The 16,634-nt window shown below is 70.1% G+C and carries 13 protein-coding genes; 6 read left to right on the forward strand and 7 right to left on the reverse strand.

Annotation, left to right across the window (positions count from 1 at the left end):
- Window positions 1-18 precede the first annotated feature (18 nt).
- The 4 genes from ACGFNP_RS55360 to ACGFNP_RS55375 form a co-directional block, all read right to left on the reverse strand.
- Window positions 19-1,995 (reverse strand): bifunctional copper resistance protein CopD/cytochrome c oxidase assembly protein, encoded by a 1,977-nt coding sequence (locus tag ACGFNP_RS55360; RefSeq protein WP_358318225.1) that lies wholly within the window; start codon window positions 1,993-1,995, stop codon window positions 19-21.
- A complete protein-coding gene (locus ACGFNP_RS55365; protein ID WP_393332372.1) occupies window positions 1,992-2,606 on the reverse strand; it encodes a copper resistance protein CopC in 615 nt (204 codons plus the stop codon). Before ACGFNP_RS55365 ends, ACGFNP_RS55360 begins: the two co-directional genes overlap by 4 nt.
- Window positions 2,607-2,650: 44 nt before the next feature.
- The gene (locus tag ACGFNP_RS55370) at window positions 2,651-3,934 is read right to left on the reverse strand and encodes a helix-turn-helix transcriptional regulator (protein WP_358318223.1); all 1,284 of its coding nucleotides are present in this window, start codon (window positions 3,932-3,934) and stop codon (window positions 2,651-2,653) included.
- Window positions 3,935-4,268: 334 nt separating this feature from the next.
- A complete protein-coding gene (locus ACGFNP_RS55375; protein ID WP_393332375.1) occupies window positions 4,269-5,768 on the reverse strand; it encodes a PucR family transcriptional regulator in 1,500 nt (499 codons plus the stop codon).
- A 93-nt stretch (window positions 5,769-5,861) separates the two neighbouring features.
- On the opposite strand from ACGFNP_RS55375, the gene ACGFNP_RS55380 reads away from it, so the two are divergent.
- The 3 genes from ACGFNP_RS55380 to ACGFNP_RS55390 all read left to right on the forward strand — a co-directional run bounded on the left by ACGFNP_RS55380 (window position 5,862) and on the right by ACGFNP_RS55390 (window position 9,761).
- A complete protein-coding gene (locus ACGFNP_RS55380) occupies window positions 5,862-8,027 on the forward strand; it encodes a molybdopterin cofactor-binding domain-containing protein (protein WP_358318221.1) in 2,166 nt (721 codons plus the stop codon).
- Window positions 8,028-8,056: 29 nt separating this feature from the next.
- The gene (locus ACGFNP_RS55385) at window positions 8,057-8,287 is read left to right on the forward strand and encodes an EF-hand domain-containing protein (protein ID WP_358318220.1); all 231 of its coding nucleotides are present in this window, start codon (window positions 8,057-8,059) and stop codon (window positions 8,285-8,287) included.
- Between the two features lie 88 nt (window positions 8,288-8,375).
- A complete protein-coding gene (locus ACGFNP_RS55390) occupies window positions 8,376-9,761 on the forward strand; it encodes an NCS2 family permease (RefSeq protein ID WP_358318219.1) in 1,386 nt (461 codons plus the stop codon).
- Window positions 9,762-9,782: 21 nt separating this feature from the next.
- Here ACGFNP_RS55390 and ACGFNP_RS55395 read toward each other — a convergent pair whose 3' ends face one another.
- Entirely contained in the window at window positions 9,783-10,274 is a 492-nt protein-coding gene (locus ACGFNP_RS55395; protein WP_393332379.1) for an RrF2 family transcriptional regulator, read from the reverse strand.
- An 82-nt stretch (window positions 10,275-10,356) separates the two neighbouring features.
- Between ACGFNP_RS55395 and ACGFNP_RS55400 the strand changes: the two genes are divergently transcribed.
- Window positions 10,357-11,100 carry an NAD(P)H-binding protein gene (locus tag ACGFNP_RS55400; RefSeq protein ID WP_358318217.1) on the forward strand — a complete coding sequence of 248 codons (744 nt, stop codon included), beginning with the start codon at window positions 10,357-10,359 and terminating at the stop codon, window positions 11,098-11,100.
- A gap of 118 nt (window positions 11,101-11,218) precedes the next feature.
- On the opposite strand, the gene ACGFNP_RS55405 is transcribed toward ACGFNP_RS55400, so the two are convergent.
- Window positions 11,219-12,142, reverse strand: a complete 924-nt coding sequence (locus tag ACGFNP_RS55405) for an excalibur calcium-binding domain-containing protein (protein WP_393332381.1) — start codon at window positions 12,140-12,142, stop codon at window positions 11,219-11,221.
- Window positions 12,143-12,391: 249 nt separating this feature from the next.
- On the opposite strand from ACGFNP_RS55405, the gene ald reads away from it, so the two are divergent.
- Window positions 12,392-13,513: an alanine dehydrogenase gene (gene ald, locus ACGFNP_RS55410; protein ID WP_393332384.1), complete on the forward strand. Its 1,122-nt coding sequence runs from the start codon at window positions 12,392-12,394 to the stop codon at window positions 13,511-13,513.
- A 172-nt stretch (window positions 13,514-13,685) separates the two neighbouring features.
- On the opposite strand, the gene ACGFNP_RS55415 is transcribed toward ald, so the two are convergent.
- Window positions 13,686-14,150 (reverse strand): dienelactone hydrolase family protein, encoded by a 465-nt coding sequence (locus tag ACGFNP_RS55415; protein WP_393332387.1) that lies wholly within the window; start codon window positions 14,148-14,150, stop codon window positions 13,686-13,688.
- Between the two features lie 673 nt (window positions 14,151-14,823).
- Here ACGFNP_RS55415 and ACGFNP_RS55420 point away from each other — a divergent pair.
- Window positions 14,824-15,984 (forward strand): lactonase family protein, encoded by a 1,161-nt coding sequence (locus tag ACGFNP_RS55420; RefSeq protein WP_393332389.1) that lies wholly within the window; start codon window positions 14,824-14,826, stop codon window positions 15,982-15,984.
- The last annotated feature ends 650 nt before the right edge of the window (window positions 15,985-16,634 follow it).

Below are 16,634 nucleotides of genomic sequence, written 5' to 3' on the forward strand. Positions count from 1 at the left end.
AAGGCCATGGCCGAACGGCTATGAGCCGCTGTCACCACGATTGAGCTTGGCGAGGTAGTCGTTGTAGGAGTCGAGTTCGGGGTCGCCCTTGCCGGTGCGATCGGCCTTGCGGTCGGCCCGCCGCGCCTGCCGCTCGTCGTCCTGGTACCACTGCAGGGCTATCGCCAGCAGCACCATCAGGGTCGGGATCTCGCCGAACCCCCACGCGATCGCGCCGCCGTTCTGCTGATCCTCCAGCAGCGGCCCGCCCCACGTACGGCCGAGCTGGTCGTACCAGCCGGAGGCCATCACGGTGCCGGTCATCATCAGCGCGATGCCGAAGAACGCGTGGAAGGGCATCGTGACGAAGAGCACCAGCAACTTGCCCACGTACGGCAGGCGGTGCGGAGCCGGGTCGACGCCGATGATCGTCCAGAAGAACAGCGAGCCGCTGAGCAGGAAGTGCAGGGTCATGAAGATGTGCCCGAGATGCTCCTCCATGGCCGACTCGAACAGCGGCGTGAAGTACAGCGCGTACGTCGAGGCGATGAAGATGGCCGTCGCGATGGCCGGATGGCCGACCACCTTGACGAACCCGCTGTGCAGAATCGTCGTCAGCCACTCACGCGGCCCCCGGTCGCCGCGCTTGGCGGCCGGCCTGAGCGCGCGCAGCGCCAGCGTGACGGGACCGCCGAGGACCAGCAGGATGGGCACGACCATGGACAGCGTCATGTGCTCGACCATGTGCACGTCGAACATGACCTTGGCGTAGCGGGCCACACCGCTCTGGGTGGCCACGACCAGCAGCGCCACCCCGCTGAACCAGGCGGAGGTGCGGCCCCACGACCAGTGGTCGCCGCGCCGCATCAGCCTGATGACCCCGGCCGCGTAGAGGCCGGCCAGGGCGGCGGCGACCACCGCGAAGAACAGGTCGAGCCACCAGAGCGAGGCCAGGTTGCCGAGCGTGATCGGCGGCGGCATCGGGAAGCCGAGCAGGTCGAAGGCCCGGTCGGCGGGCAGGCTGACCGGCGGCGGCGCGGTGCGCGAGAGCACGACGGCCAGGCCCATGGTGGCGGACATGAGCAGGAGCTCGCCACCGGCCAGCCGGGTGAACGCGCCGTGGCGGCCCGCGGCGAGCCCGCCCAGGGTGCGCTGCCGGTGCCACCAGCCCACGTAGCCGAGCAGGACGAACGCGATGATCTTCGCCACGATGAGCACGCCGTACGCCGACGTCCAGAGGTCGGAGACGGCGGTCAGCCGGGCCAGCACGCTGAACACCCCGGACACGCCGACCCCGATGTAGCACCACAGGGCGAGCCTGGAGAACCTGGCCGCGGCGATCTCCAGCTGCGGCAGCTTCCGTACGGCGTGCAGCGCCACCACGGCGAGGCCGCCCACCCACAGCGACAGCGCGAGCAGGTGCAGCGACAGCCCCGAGGTGGCCAGGTCGTGGTTGGGCGAGGAGGAGGAGTGACCGGTGAGCGCCGGGGGCAGCAGTGTGGCCAGTGCGAGCACCAGCAGGCCCGCCGCGGCCCCGGCGGTGATGGCGCCCCGCGAGAACAGCGCGATGGCCACCCCGAACAGCACCACGAGCGTGAGCGAGATGCCCTGGCTGTACTGGGTGGCGAAGCCGGTCAGGTAGTTGGACTCGAAGACCTCGGTGACCGGGCGGGCGAAGAAGTCGGCCGCCCCGAACACGATCGCGGCGAACGCGGCGGCGGCCCAGGACAGCGCGCTCCAGGAGGCGGCCTTGACGTAGCCGAGCGCGGTCTTGCCGAGCAGGCCCTTGTCGTTGGGCAGCAGCGCGGCCGCGGCCAGCAGCAGGCCGATGGTGACCACGCCCGCCGCGTCCATCCACAGCTTGGAGACCGGCAGCCCCCATCGGGTGATCGGGCCGGCGTCGGGCAGGCCGGGGATGATCCGGGGGAACGCCGCGCCGCCGGCGACCATGGCGATCACCAGGGCGACGAGCGCCGCCCCCACCGCCGCGAGCGCTAGGCGCGCGGCCCTGGTCACGGCTTCTTCTTGTCCGCGGGCGGCTTCTTCCGCGCGCTGAACAGGAAGCCGATGCCGACGCCGACGAGCGCGCCGACCACGATGAGCAGCCACACGGGGAACGACGCCGAGGTCGCGGACTCCACGGCCACCGCACGGTCGGCCGACGCCTGCGAGGCCGGGGCCTGCGAGGCCGCTTGGGAAGGCGCCGCGGAAGCCGGCGCCTGGGTGACGGGCGCCTGCGACTCCGCGCTCGCGGAAGGCGACGGCGCCCCCTTGACCGTGAACGGGATCTCCCCCTCGATCGGGTGACCGTCGGAGGAGACGACGCGGTAGGCGATCGTGTACTTCCCGTTGGGCAGCGTGCCCTTCAGCTCCTGCGTCACCACCTTGCCGCCGGCGTGGGGATCGCCGCTCTGGTACGCGGTGCCGCCGGGGCCGCGCACGATCACGACCGGTATGCGTACGGGGGAGGTGAACTCGAGCCTGACCTTGTCGATGGACTCGACCGTGGCGTCCTTGGCCGGGTCGCTGCTCTTCAGAGCGTCGTGGGCCAGAGCCGGTCCTGCGGTGCCCAGCAGGACCAGGGCGGCGAGAAGCGCGGTAAGAGCCGCGAACGGGGATCTCTTCATGACACCCCCAAGGCTACCGAGGTCGCCGCCCGGTCCCGACCTCGCTACAGGCCGGCGCAGGCCAGGGCTCGCTGGTAGGCCTCCACGGCACCGTCGGAGTCGCCCAGCTGCTCCATGGTCTCGGCGGCGGCGTACCAGGTGGCGGCGACGCTGCGCGAGTCCGGCAGCGGGCTGATCCACCGGCGCACGATGTCGACCTCGTGCCGCGCCTCGCCGAATCTGGCGAGGCCGCCGTAGGTGCGGCTGAGCACGAGGCGCAGCTCGGCGCCGAGGGTCTTGGCGGTCTCGGGCTGCAGTTCGGCACCGGTCCGCGCGTACCTGAGCGCCTGCTCGTAGTTTCCGTCGAGGATCTCGGCGCGGGCCAGCTCCACCAGGCAGCTGGCGCGGTCGGCCGTGCTGGAGGAGGACTGGGCCAGCTCCTGGTCCGCCTTGATGAGCAGTTGGCGGGCCTCCTTGGCGGCCGACGGCCGGGCCCTGAGCATCAGTGCCGCGTACGCCTGGCGCATTCTGGCGAGATTGCGCGGCTGGCCGGTCTCGGACTGGACGGCGAGAGCGCGCTCCGCGAAGCCGAGAGCCTCCTCGCCGTGCCCGGTGGTCTCGGCCACGATGGCGGCGTTCCAGCACGCGGCGACCATCGACCTCGGTGTGCCGAGCAGGTCGGCCGCGTTCAGCAGTTCGGCGGCGAACTGGCGGGCGCGCAGCAGGTCGCCGCGCCCCACGTAGGCACCCAGCAGAGAGGCGCCCAGCTCGATGATCAGATCGGACCAGGCCGGCCGGGTCGGCCCGCTCAGGATGCCTTCCCCGATCTTGACGGCCTCGGTCAGCCTGTCGCTCGTCTTATAGACCCGGCACAGCGCGATGGACACCTCGATGCGACGGTCGGGCGAGATGTCCTCGCCGTTCAGCCGGTCGAGGAGGGCGATGGCCCCGGCGTGGTCGCCGCAGGCCTCGGTGGCCAGGGCCAGTCCGAATTCGGTGTCTTGACGGAGCGACGTGAGACCTGTCAGGTTATTGTTCGCCATAAGCTCGGCGAAGCGTGTACGCGCCTCAGAGACCTCACCGTTCTCCAGGGCCAGCCGGGCATAGCCGAGAGCGAGCTCGATGTCCTCCATCTGTTCGGCGGTCACACCATTGACCAGATAGGAGAGCGAGCAGTCCAGCTTCTGAGCCAGCAGCTCAAGAACGGCGGGAGTCGGGGTACGCTTGCCACTCTCGATCAAGGAGACGTAACTGTCCGATAGCTCAGGGTGCGCGAGCTGCGCCTGTGACAGGCCACGCTGTCGCCGAACTGTCTTAATACGGAGTCCGACCAGGTCCGATGTGGTCACAGTTGCCGCTCCTTGGGATGATGACAAACGCATAACACATATTGGCGAGGGAGCCCTAGATGCGCACGCGTCTTATCTTGTCAGCACTTGCTGCCCTGATTGCGACCGTACTGGTCGCAACCACTAATGCTACGACCGCAGATGCCAGTACGTCTCCTAACAGCCCCTACGGTGTCATCGATTGTTGCTAGGTCGACGCCGACCACGTGATCGCAGCACATCGTCACTGCGCCGCCGCGTCTCACGCCGCTGCCGCTCGTCGTGATCGCCACGTCCGCAGCACCTGGAACTCCCCGCCCGAGCGCGCCCACCCCCCACGCAGGGCGTCCGATCGTCAACCAGCCCTGAGCGCCAGGAAGAAGTCGACCCGGTCTGTCATCGTCGACAGATCGCGGCCGGTCAGGTCCTCCACCCGTCTGATCCGATAGCGCACCGTGTTGACGTGCACGTGCATCCGCTCGGCGCACGCGTTCCACGAGCCCGCGCAGTCGAGGAACGTGCTGAGCGTCCGCACCAGCTCGGACTGGTGCCGCCCGTCATAGTCGAGCAGTGGGGCGAGCAGCCGGTCGGCGAACGAGCGCCGCACATCGCCAGGGGTGGTGGCCAGCAGCAGGGCGTGGGTGTAGATCTCGTCGCTGGTCACCACGCCGCCACCCCGCGCCTCCGCCAGCCGCCTGGCGTGCCCGGCCTCCCCGGCCCCGCCCTTCACGGCCGCCGCACCGGTGAGCGCACCGCTCAATCCGACGCAGACCCGCGTGCCGGGCAGCGCGGAGAGCACCTCCACCCCGGCGCGCAACCGCCCGGCCACCCCGCTCACCGTCGAGCCCCGCAACGGCACCAGCGCCACCGCGCCGTCCGGCCGTACCGCCGCGACGACCTCGCGGCCCAGCAGCTCCTCCACCACCTGCCCGCCCAGCTCCGCCGCGTCCGTCCCGCCCACCGGGTCCGGCTCGCCCGGCCTGCCCGCCGGCAGGACGGTCACGTTCACGATCGCGTACGGCTCGGCGGCGTCCAGCCCGCAGGTGCGGAGCCTGGCGTCCAGCTCGGCCAGCCCCGCCTCCGCCAGCGCGGCCGTGAGAAGCTGCGCGGTCAGCCGCCGTTCGACCCGGCGGCCCTCCTCCATCCGGCTGCGCTCGACCGCGACGCAGTCCGCCAGCTCGTAGCCGAGGTCGGGCCGGTCCAGCAGGTCGCCGTCGCAGACCAGCACCCAGCCCGCGGCCCGGTCGCCGCGCCCGACGCCGAAGATCGTGTGCTCGCCGACGAGACAGGGCAGCCGAGACGCCGTCAAGTACGCACGGGCCGGCCGTACCGGATCCTCGATGGAACCCACGATCACCTGGCCGGCGGCGGAGACGACGGAGCCCGTGACGCCGAGCTCGGCCGCGGTCAGCGCGAACAGCTCCGGCAACGCGGCGCCCTCGGCGACGGCGGCGAGCAGCCGGCGGTGGCGGCCGAGCGCGTCGCGCACGTCGCCGGACAGGCGGGGCACGACGAGCTCCGCGACGGTACGGAAGGAGACCTCGGTGGGCACCTCGATGAGCGTCAGCCCGGCCGCCGCGCACGCCGCCACGACATCGGCCGGAATGTGGCCGAGCCACGCCTGGCCCGCCCCGAGCGCGGCCACCCCGGCCTCGACCAGCGCGGCGACGAAGCGGGCCGCGTCATCCGGTGTGCCACGCCACATCATCCCCGTCAGCACCAGCTCCCCGCCCGACAGGTAACGTCCGGGCTCGGGCAGGTCGGTGATGTGCACGCCGGTGAACTCCGTGGCCGGGTCGCCGGTCAGGAGTCTGAGACGCAGCTCGCCGATGGCCAGCAGGTCACTGATGCGCACTTGGAGGAATATACAAGTCGATCGGGCAAGCTCTGACCTCGATTTAACGTCACACGCATAGGACCGCCCGCACGCCGGTGCTCTACTCGGAGGATGACCGAAACGGACAGCCTGACGCGGCAGCTCGGGTCCCTGGGCGTGGGCGAGAGCGCCCGGCGGCCCGACGCGACGCTGAAGGTGACGGGCGAGTTCGCGTACGCCTCCGACCTGTGGCTCGACGGCATGGTGTGGGGCGCGACACTGCGCAGCCCGCACGCCTCGGCGTGGATCCGGTCGATCGACGTCGGGCCCGCGCTGGCGATCCCCGGGGTGTTCACGGTGCTGACGCACGAGGACGTGCCCGGCGAGAAGTTCTACGGCCTGGAGCTGAAGGACCAGCCCGTGCTCGCCATCGACCAGGTCCGCTACCAGGGCGAACCGGTCGCGCTGGTGGGCGCCGACCACCCCGAGACCGCGCGCAGGGCCGCCGCGGCGATCGTGGTCGAGTACGAGCCCCGCCCCGCCGTGACGGACCCGCGTGAGTCCCGGGATTTCGTCCGGCGCCAGCCGGTGCGGGTGGGTGACACCTTCGAGGCGGACGTCGTGGTGACGGCCGAATACGAGGTCGGCATGCAGGACCAGGCGTTCCTCGGTCCCGAGTCCGGCCTGGCCGTCCCCGCCGAGGACGGCGGCGTGGACCTGTACATCGCCACCCAGTGGCTGCACGTGGACCGCGACCAGCTCGCTCCCTGCCTGGGCCTGCCGCCGGAGAAGGTACGGCTGACGCTGTCGGGCGTCGGCGGCGCGTTCGGCGCCCGCGAGGACCTGTCGATGCAGGCCCACGCCTGCATGCTGGCGCTCCGGCTGAACCGCCCCGTGAAGATCGTCTACAGCCGGGAGGAGTCGTTCTACGGCCACGTACACCGCCACCCCGCCTGGATGCGCTACGAGCACGGCGCCACCCGCGACGGCAAGCTCGTCTACGTCAAGGCCGACATCCTGCTCGACGGCGGCGCGTACTGCTCCTCCTCCCCCGCCGTGGTCGGCAACGCCGCCTCGCTCGGCGCCGGCCCGTACGAGGTGCCGAACGTCCGGATCGACGCCACCGGCGTCTACACCAACAACCCGCCATGCGGGGCGATGCGCGGGTTCGGCGCGGTGCAGGCGTGCTACGCCTACGAATCGCAGATGGATCTCCTGGCCGAGGCCTGCGGCCTGTCACCCATCGAGATCCGGGTACGCAACGCGGTGTCGCAAGGCTCGTCGCTGGTCACCGGCCAGATCATCGACTCGCCCGCACCGCTGGCCGGCATGCTCCGCGAACTCGCCGCGATGCCCCTGCCGCCTTCCCGGGGAACCGATCTGCGCGCACTGCCGGGCGGCGTCTCACAGACCACCCACGGCGAGTCCGTACGACGCGGCGTCGGGTACGGCGTCGGCATCAAGAACATCTGCTTCTCCGAAGGCTTCGACGACTACTCGACGGCCAGGGTCCGGGCCGAGCTGATCGGCGGCGAGCCGCACGTCACCGTGCACACCGCGGCGGCCGAGGTGGGCCAGGGCCTGGTGACGATCCAGGCCCAGATCGCCAGGACCGAGCTGGGCGTCGAGGATGTGACCGTGGCCACGGCCGACACGACGGTGGGCTCGGCGGGCTCGTCCTCGGCCTCGCGGCAGTCGTACGTCACCGGCGGGGCGGTGAAGGCGGCCTGCGAGGCGGTCCGGGCGCGCTTCGAGGGGCTGCCCGCCAGGGAGGCGCTGGAGAAGTACGGGCCGATCGAGGAGACGCGGGAGTACCGGCACCGGCCCACGTTCCCGATGGACCCCGAGACCGGGCAGGGCGACTCGCACACCCAGCTCGCCCTGTGCGTGCACCGGGCCGTGGTGGACGTGGACGTCGAGCTGGGCCTGGTCAAGGTGGTCGAGCTGGCGGCCGTACAGGATGTCGGGCGGATCCTGAACCCGCAGGCGCTGGAGGGGCAGATCCACGGCGGCTCGGCGCAGGGGCTCGGGCTGGCGCTGATGGAGGAGATCCAGCTGCGTGACGGGCGGCTGCTGAACCCGTCGTTCACGGACTACCTGATCCCCACCATCCTCGACATGCCGCCCATGGCGCTGAAAATCCTCGAAAATCCCGACCCCGCCGCGCCATACGGCCTGCGTGGCGCGGGTGAGCCGCCGACGCTCTCGTCCACGCCCGCCATCGCGGCGGCGGTGCGGGCGGCGACCGGGCGGCGGTTGACGCGCGTTCCCATCAGACCCGAAGATATCGCCCTGTAACAGCCGGATTGACTACGGGGAGGAATCCGATGACCAGCGCACATGACGCCGCCCGGGCGGAGTTCGAGCGGTTCGACACCGATGGCGACGGTCTGCTGTCGACCAGCGAGATCAGGCAGGTCAACGCGGCCCTCGGCGGGCACGGCGTCGACGACGGTGAGATCAGCGCGTTCATCGACGCCGCCGACAAGGACGGCGACGGCCGGATCGGCCTGGAGGAGTTCGTCGCCCTGCTGGGCGGCGGCAAGCACGAAGCATGACGTACCGGCGGCCCGAGGCGTGATCACGTTCCGGGCCGGGTAGGGCATCCGGCGATCCCCCTTGATCCCCCCTTGATCGCGAGGGGGGATGGCCGTGCTCGACAGGTTCTTCGAGCTCTCCGGCCGGTCGACGACGGTCGGCCGCGAGGTGCGCGGCGGGGTCACCACGTTCATGGCGATGGCCTACATCATCCTGCTCAACCCGATCATCCTGGCCGGAGCCCATGACATCACCGGCGCCAGGCTCTCCATCGTCCAGCTCACCACCTCGACCGCGCTGGCGGCGGCCATCTCGACGCTGCTCATGGCGTTCATCGGCAACGCGCCGTTCGGGCTGGCGGCCGGGCTCGGCCTGAACGCGGTGGTGGCCTACCAGGCCGCACCGTTCATGACCTGGGCCCAGGCGATGGGCCTGGTCGTCCTCGAAGGTCTCGCGATCATCATCCTGGCCGTGACGGGCCTGCGCACCCTGATCATGAACGCGATCCCGCTGGCGCTCAAACACGCGATCAGCGTGGGGATCGGACTGTTCATCGCGCTGATCGGGCTGGTCGACGCGGGCTTCGTGGCGCCGGGCTCCGGCACTCCCGTGCAGCTCGGCGCGACCGGGCACCTGTCGGGCTGGCCGGTCACGGTGTTCTGCTTCGGGCTGCTCCTGATGATCGTCCTGTACGTCCGCAGGACCCCGGCGGCCATCCTCATCAGCATCGCGGTGACCGCCGTGCTGGCCGTCGTGGTGAACTCGCTGGCCACCATTGACCCCAAGACGTGGGGCGTGGTGGTCCCCCGGATGCCGGCGTCACTGGTCGCCGCGCCCGACTTCGGGCTGGTGGGGCGGTTCGATGTGTTCGGGGGATTCGTGAGCGCGGGGGCGCTGACGGCGAGCGTGGTGCTGTTCACGCTGGTGCTGTCCGGGTTCTTCGACGCGATGGGCACGATCATCGGCGTCAGCGACGAGGCCGGGCTGGTGGACGACCAGGGGCGGGTGCCGCGCCTGGGCGCGATCCTGACCGTGGACGGCGTCGCCGGCATGGTCGGCGGGACGGTCAGCGCGTCGGCGAACACCGTCTTCGTGGAGTCGGCCGCCGGCGTGGGCGAGGGTGCGCGGACCGGGCTGGCCAGCGTGGTGACCGGGGCGCTGCTGGGTCTGGCCCTGCTGTTCACGCCGCTGGCCGGGATGGTGCCCGCGGCCGCGGCGGCGCCCGCGCTGGTGCTGGTCGGGGCGCTGATGATGACGCAGAGCAGGAACGTGCCCTGGGGCGATCCGGAGCTGGCCGTACCCGCGTTCCTGACGATCGCGCTGATGCCGTTCACGTACTCGATCACGAACGGGGTCGGGGCCGGGGTGATCTCCTACACGCTGCTCAAGGCGGCTCGGGGGAAGTTCCACGAGATCCCGTGGCTGCTGTGGGTGGTCTCGCTGATCTTCGTGGCCTATTTCGGGATCACCGCGCTGGAGGAGCTGTTCGGCTAGCCACACGTGAAAACCAGGGCACTAGCGCGAGGGCGCAGGGCGCGTCGTGCTCGCCAGGCGTGATCGGGTACGGGCCGGCGCCGTCGGGGGCAGCGTGGTGAGGATGTCGGCCAGCGAGACCCCGTCGAGGCTGCGCCGCCACGCGTCGTGCGCCTCGCGCATCTTCGCGGAGAGGATGCAGACGCGCTGGCACTCCTCGGGCGACAACGCACCCCATCCCTGCTGGCGGATCTCGCGGCACTCGTACGGTGAGGACGCGCCGTCGACCGCCTCCACGATCTGTAGCAGCGTGATCTCGGAAGCCGGCCGCCCGAGCCGGAACCCGCCACGCGGGCCCGTCGACGCCGACAACACCCCAGCCTTGACGAGCGCCTGCAACTGCTTGGCGAGATAGGGCGCGGGAAGGTCGTAGTAATCCGCGAGCTGCGCGGCCGACGCGGTAGCCCCAGGCTCGAGCTGCGCCAGCGTCGTGGCGCAGTGCAACAGCCATTCGGTGCTCACTGGCAGCTTCACGAGACCCAGCATAACCCGGATATTGAGGATCTGTTTAGTCCGAGATATGGTCGGCGCGTATCGGAATGAAGGAGAGCTCACCATGCGGATCGCAGTCGCCGGCGCGACCGGGAACATCGGTTCCCTGACCGTCGCCGCCCTCGACCGGGAGGGACACGATGTCATACCCATCAGCCGCTCGCTCGGCGTGGACCTCGTAACCGGTGACGGGCTCGACGACACCCTCACCGGGGTGGAGGCGCTCATCGACGTCACCAACGGCCCCGCGGCCGACCGGGACGAAACGGTGGCGTACTTCACCGCCACCACACGCAACCTGCTCGCCGCCGAGGAGCGAGCCGGCGTCCGGCACCACGTGCTGCTCTCGATCGTCGGGATCGACCAGATCGAGGGCAACGCGCACTATGCCGGCAAGCGGGAGCAGGAACGCCTGGTGGCCGCCGGACCGGTGCCGTGGACGATCGTCCCGGCCACGCAGTTCCACGACTTCGCCGCGATGGTGGCGAGCTGGACCGAGCAGGACGGCGTCGCCACCATCGCGCCACTGCTCGTTCAGCCGATCGCGCCGGCGGACGTGGCCGACGTATTGGCCGAGATCACGGTGGGCGCGCCGAGAGGGCGCTATGTGGACGTCGCGGGGCCCGAGCCGCAAGACCTCGTCGACATGGCCCGGCGCACCAACCAGGCGCGCGGGCTGGAGGTGAAACTCGTGCCGACGTGGTCGGGGTTGTTCGGGCCGTCGATGGCGGGCAACATACTGCTGCCCGGCGATGGTGCCCGCATCGCGCCGACCACCTTCGACGAGTGGCTCGTGGGACAGCGCTAGAGCCTTTTCCGCACGTCACCGCAACTGGCTCGCGCTTCTCCCGCACTTGGGTGATGGTCCTATGGAGAGGGGCGCGGCAGGCCGATGGCGGCCGACCTGCTACTTGCGGAATGCAGCGCTAGCGGATGTCGGCGGTGTTGCAGGCCACGTCGTTCTTGTCGACGTCGGGGTACCAGGCGTACTCGGGGTGACGGCCCTTGTAGTAGGGGCCGTCGCCGGCGGCGACGGCCTCCTTGCAGCTGCGGTAGTGCGGGTCCAGGGGTTTCTGGGTGCCGCGGACGGGAGAGGTGGCACGGCCGTCCGTGGCGGAGGAGGTCGAGGTCGGAGCCCCCGCGTTGGGCGAACTCGTAGTGGTGGTGCCCGTGTTCGGCACCCCGGTGCCGGCCGGGTCCGAGGTCGGCGCTCCACCCGTCGGCGCTCCACCCGTCGGCGCTCCACCGGTCGGCGCTCCACCCGTCGGCGCCCCACCGGTCGGCGCCCCATTCGTTGGCGCGGCGGAGGTCGGTGCCCCATCGGCCGGTGCTCCGGCGGTCGGTGAGGTGCTGAGCAGGCTGGCGGCCAGCGCTTCGGCCTCCTCCTTGCCGAAGCCCGCGATGCTCAGGCTGTCACCGTCCATGGGCTGCGTGACGATCGGCGCCGCCAGGACGGTCTTGGGCACCAGGACGACCGCCACCTGCCGCTGGTCGGTCACCAGCTCGTCGATGAGGTCCGACACCTTCTGCTTGAACGCGGGCGCGATCGCGATGCGCACCGAGTAGGTGCCGTCCTTCTCGCGTACCGCCTCGATCCGCTGCACGGCGTTGACCGTGACCCCGTCCTCCAGCAGGTAACAGGTGGTCTGCTCCTTGTCGAGCACGGCCGTGTCACCCGGGCACGGCGCCGGCTTGGTCTCCCTGACCGGCGCGAAGTGGATCGGCGTCGCCAGCCGCTGCGGCGGCACGGCGCCCAGAAACGGCGAGTCGGGACTTTTGGTCATCAGGACGGCGACCGTGCCCAGCACTCCGGCGATGAGCACGAAGACGACCAGCGAGACGATCAACACGATGGTGGTTAATCTGCTGGCCTTGGGTTCTCCGGGCTCTCCGGGCTCCGCGGGTGGCGGCTCTTCCGGCATCTCCATCGTTGGCGACCCCATCCTGACGTTCGGGCTGCGGGTGAGCCTATCGAGGACAGGCGGGAGCGGGGTAATCAGCCGAATAATCCTCAGCTTCCCGCAAAAAGCAGGGAAGATTGAAGGAAGCGTTACAGATTGTCGATGGATCCTCCCGGCCGTCCGGAAGAAGGTGAAATCATGAAGGTCGGCGTTCCCCGCGAAGTCAAGGACAACGAGCACCGCGTCGCACTCACCCCCGCGGGCGTCCACGAGTTGGTACGGCACGGCCACCAGGTCTATATCGAGCACGAGGCGGGCCTCGGCTCCTCGATCCCCGACGCCGACTTCGTATCGGCCGGCGCCGTCATCGTCGCCCGGGCCGACGACGTCTGGGCCGGGTCCGACCTGGTGCTGAAGGTGAAGGAGCCGATCGCCGAGGAATACCACCGGATGCGCAAGGGCCAGATCCTGTTCACCTACCTGCACCTGGCCGCCTCCCGGGCCTGCACCCGGGCGATGCTCGACTCGGGTGTCACCGGGGTCGCCTACGAGACCGTACAGACGCCGAACGGCGCGCTCCCACTGCTCGCCCCCATGTCGGAGGTCGCGGGACGGCTCGCGCCGCAGGTCGGCGCGTACCACCTGATGCGCTCGCAAGGCGGCCGGGGCGTGCTGATGGGCGGCGTGTCGGGCGTGCGCGCGGCCCACGTCGTGGTGATCGGCGCCGGCGTGTCGGGCATGAACGCGGCGGCCATCGCCCTCGGTATGCAGGCCGAGGTAGTCCTCCTCGACCGGAACATCGACAAACTCCGCCAGGCCGACATGATCTACCAGGGCCACTGCCAGACGGTCGCCTCCAACACCCTGGAGATCAACAGGGCCGTACGCGAGGCCGACCTGGTCATCGGCGCGGTCCTGATACCCGGCGCGAAGGCGCCCAAGCTGGTGACCAACCAACTGGTCAGCCGGATGAAGCCCGGCTCCGTACTGGTCGACATCTCGATCGACCAGGGCGGCTGCTTCGAGGACTCCCGCCCCACCACCCACGCGGAGCCGACGTACCGGGTGCACGACTCGATCTTCTACTGCGTGGCCAACATGCCGGGCGCGGTGCCGCACACCTCGACGTTCGCCCTGACCAATGTGACGCTGCCGTACGCACTGGCGATCGCCGACCAGGGCTGGGCGCGGGCCATGCGCGAGGACCGCGCGCTCGCGCTGGGGCTGAGCACACATGAGGGACGCCTGACCAGCGAACCGGTGGCCGAGGCGCACGGGTTCGAGTGGACGCCATTGGACGACGTGCTGGGTCGAGCCTGACAGCTGTCTCGCCTTCCCTTGGCGTTGGCGTTGGCGCGGGCCGGTGACGTGGTCGTTGGCGGGGGCCGGTGGCACGGTCCTCGGCGCGAGCCGGAGACAGGGCCCTTGGCGCGAACGCGCCGGCCGGGAACGAAGCCCCGACCGGCGCATCGCGAACTACGTGGCAGCGGCCCTAACCGAGGTGCCGGGCGAGGAACCGCAGGGAGCTGTCCATCTCGAACCCGGGGATCTCCCCGTGCTTGCCGGGGTTGGCGTGCAGCGTCTTCTCGGCCGACGCCAGAGCGTCGAAAAGCGCCAGCCCCTGGTCCCGCGGCACCAGGTCATCGTCCCACTGGAGCAGGAACCGCACCGGGACCGTGACCCGAGCAGCGGCCTCGGCCAGCCCGTGCACGCCGAGCAGTCCCAGTACCGCGGCGCGGATCCGCGGTTCCGCGGCGAGCAGCGGCACACCGAGCCCGCAGCCCATCGACATGCCCCAATAGCCGACCGGACCGGCCCCGACGTGGTCGAGTTCCTGTACCGCGGTGATGACCGCCTGCCAATCGGCGACAGCTTGGCCGGCGATGAGCTCGTGCAAGGCGGCGACCACCGCGGCTGTGTCCTCACCGGCGCCGATCCGGCCCCGATTCTCGGTCACGAACCGGACGAACTCCTCGTCTTTCGGCCGGTCTCCGTGGTTAGGCGCGTCGATCGCGGCGACAGCGAAACCGCTCTCGCCAACGAGACGGCCCGCGCGAGCCGGGATATCAAGGGCCTTCTTGTGCTGCCCGCCGCCGTGCCCTACCAGAATCAGGGGGCGGGGGCCCGTGGCGTGTTCCGGTGTCCACAGCACACCAGGAATCTCACCGACGGTGAACAGTTCTTCAGTGACGCCGTCCGACGACGTCTGGGAAACGGGAGCGAAGCGCATAGCGTTTCGAAGCCTTTCGGGATGCCTTCCGCGGGCGCTCCCTACCCCATGCGAGGGAGGGAGCCCCGACCTGTCACAACGTTGATCGGTCTCACCTCCTTCAGTACGCAGCTGGCTTCAGCACACAGCTGCTGCATGGCGACAGCGAACGTACCACAGACACTCTGCACCCCAGGCTGGTGATCTCGGCACGGTCGGCCGGCTCTGAGACGACGGGCGTCATGACTGGCCCTCCGTACTGCCGCCGGCGGCGTGCGGAACCATCTTGCGGAGCTGAGCGTGCCGTTGACCGCTACCTCAGCGGGGACGGCGGAACGAGCCCATGGAACGGTATGGCACCGGGAGGAACGCCTATGAGGGTGTCGCCAAATCAGGTTCAAGGAGTGCTAAGGAGACATTCGTGTCATCCGTATTCATGAGAGCGGGTGCTGCCGTCCTGGCCGCCGCCGCGCTGCTCGCCGTCCCATCTCCCGCCCTGGCCCAGGCCGCCGCGGGACCAGTCCTGCCGCCGTCCGGCGGCGTGCTCTACGTCACGAACGCGGGCTCCGGCAACGTTTCCTCCCTGGCGATCGGCCCGGGGGCCGCACTCAAGCTCCTCGGCAAGCCCGTGTCCACTGGCGGCCAGACCCCCCGAGGCATCGCCCTCACCCCGGACGGAGCCACCGCGTACGTCGTCAACAGCGACTCCGACACGCTCTCGGTGTTCCGGGTGGGGGCGCAGGGCGCGCTCCAGCCGGACCCGCGGATCGTCAAGACCGGCGACGAGCCGTGGGGGGCGACCATCTCCCCGAACGGCCGCACCCTGTACGTGACCAACACCGGCGTCGGCGACGCGACGATCTCGGCGTACCGGATCGGCCCGGACGGGACGCCCACCAAAATCGGCGACTTCAAGACCACCTCGGACCATCCCAAGCAGACGGTGCTGTCCCCCGACGGCCGCTTCCTCTACCTGTCGTACGCGGACGCGGACGAGACCGAAGACAGCCCGTCGCGGGTCATCACCAGATACACCGTGCTGCCGGACGGCTCGCTCGGACCCCCGCAGGACGTGGCGAAGGCCGGGCCGGCCAACTACGGGATCACGATGAGCCCGGACGGCGGCCTGTTGTACGTGACCTCGAACGTCGCGCAAAATGTGTGGGGGTTCCGGGTCGGTAAGGATGGCTCGCTGAAACCCGTGCCCGGGTTGCCGGTCTCCGTGCGGGACCCGGTCGGTCTCAAGGTCACGCCCGACGGGCAACACCTGTACGTCTGCGCCAACTTCGACGCCGGCTCGCCCCCCGGCGGGCTGCTCGGCTTCACGATCCACGCGGACGGCTCGCTCACGCCGACCACCGACTCGCCCGCCCCCACTGATGGCACCTCGGCGGTCGCGATCACACCGGACGGCCGGGACATCTTCGCCAACATCCAGGACACGAGCAAGGTGGTCGCGTTCGCGATCGGATCCGGCGGCACGCTGAAGCAGGCCCCCGGATCGCCGTTCCCCACCGGTGGTAAGCACCCGCTGAGCCAGTCACTCGCCGTACGCCCGGTTCCCGCAACCACCCCGCAGTAGGGATCAGCCCGACCGTGATGCGCAGATCGCCGCTAGCGGCGATCTGCGCATCACGGTCGGGCCGCTGAGGCTCGTGCCCGGTCGGGCGACGCATTCCGGGCGACATCCAGCTGTGGTCCGCCGAGAGTCGAAGCCACGCTCGCGGTCGGTGTGCCGTGCGGCGCCCTTTCCAGACCCGCCACAGCATGCCCGGTGAGAGCAGCACCTGCGGTGGGCCAAGGAAGTTCGCCATCTTCAGGAACGTGCCACCCACCACCGTGCCGAGCGTCGCCGCGCGTGGACCCTCGGCAAGTACGCGGCTCTGGTCGTGCACGTGTCAGGTCTGCGCCGCGAACCACCCCCCGGACAGCCCCGCAATCCTTTGTCTCGTCCGAAGCATGCGGATGAGGATTGTCAGTTTCCGAAGTCGTCTGCATGGATGCGCGAAGTGGTCTGCACGCCCGCAGCGTGCAGACCATCTGGTGATGTGCGGCTGAGGTGTGCAGGTGCGGTGGGGGTGATCGCGCTCGTGCTGGACGTCGAGCGGCTGAAGGGGTCGCCCCAGCAGTGTGGCGATGAACGAGAAAGATCAATGCGGTTTAGGGCTCATGACACGCTTCTTATCCAACTGTCCGGCACGAGATGGGAGACAGGACGCGCACCGCGACGGC

Source organism: Nonomuraea sp. NPDC049269 (assembly GCF_043197155.1).
Classification (GTDB): Bacteria; Actinomycetota; Actinomycetes; order Streptosporangiales; family Streptosporangiaceae; genus Nonomuraea.

Excerpts from the sequence above, each read along its gene's own strand:
- ACGFNP_RS55365 (WP_393332372.1), bottom strand. The coding sequence starts at position 2,606 with ATGAAGAGATCCCCGTTCGCGGCTCTTACCGCGCTTCTCGCCGCCCTG.
- ACGFNP_RS55380 (WP_358318221.1), top strand. The coding sequence starts at position 5,862 with ATGACCGAAACGGACAGCCTGACGCGGCAGCTCGGGTCCCTGGGCGTG.
- ACGFNP_RS55385 (WP_358318220.1), top strand. The coding sequence starts at position 8,057 with ATGACCAGCGCACATGACGCCGCCCGGGCGGAGTTCGAGCGGTTCGAC.
- ACGFNP_RS55390 (WP_358318219.1), top strand. The coding sequence starts at position 8,376 with ATGGCCGTGCTCGACAGGTTCTTCGAGCTCTCCGGCCGGTCGACGACG.
- ACGFNP_RS55400 (WP_358318217.1), top strand. The coding sequence starts at position 10,357 with ATGCGGATCGCAGTCGCCGGCGCGACCGGGAACATCGGTTCCCTGACC.
- ald (WP_393332384.1), top strand. The coding sequence starts at position 12,392 with ATGAAGGTCGGCGTTCCCCGCGAAGTCAAGGACAACGAGCACCGCGTC.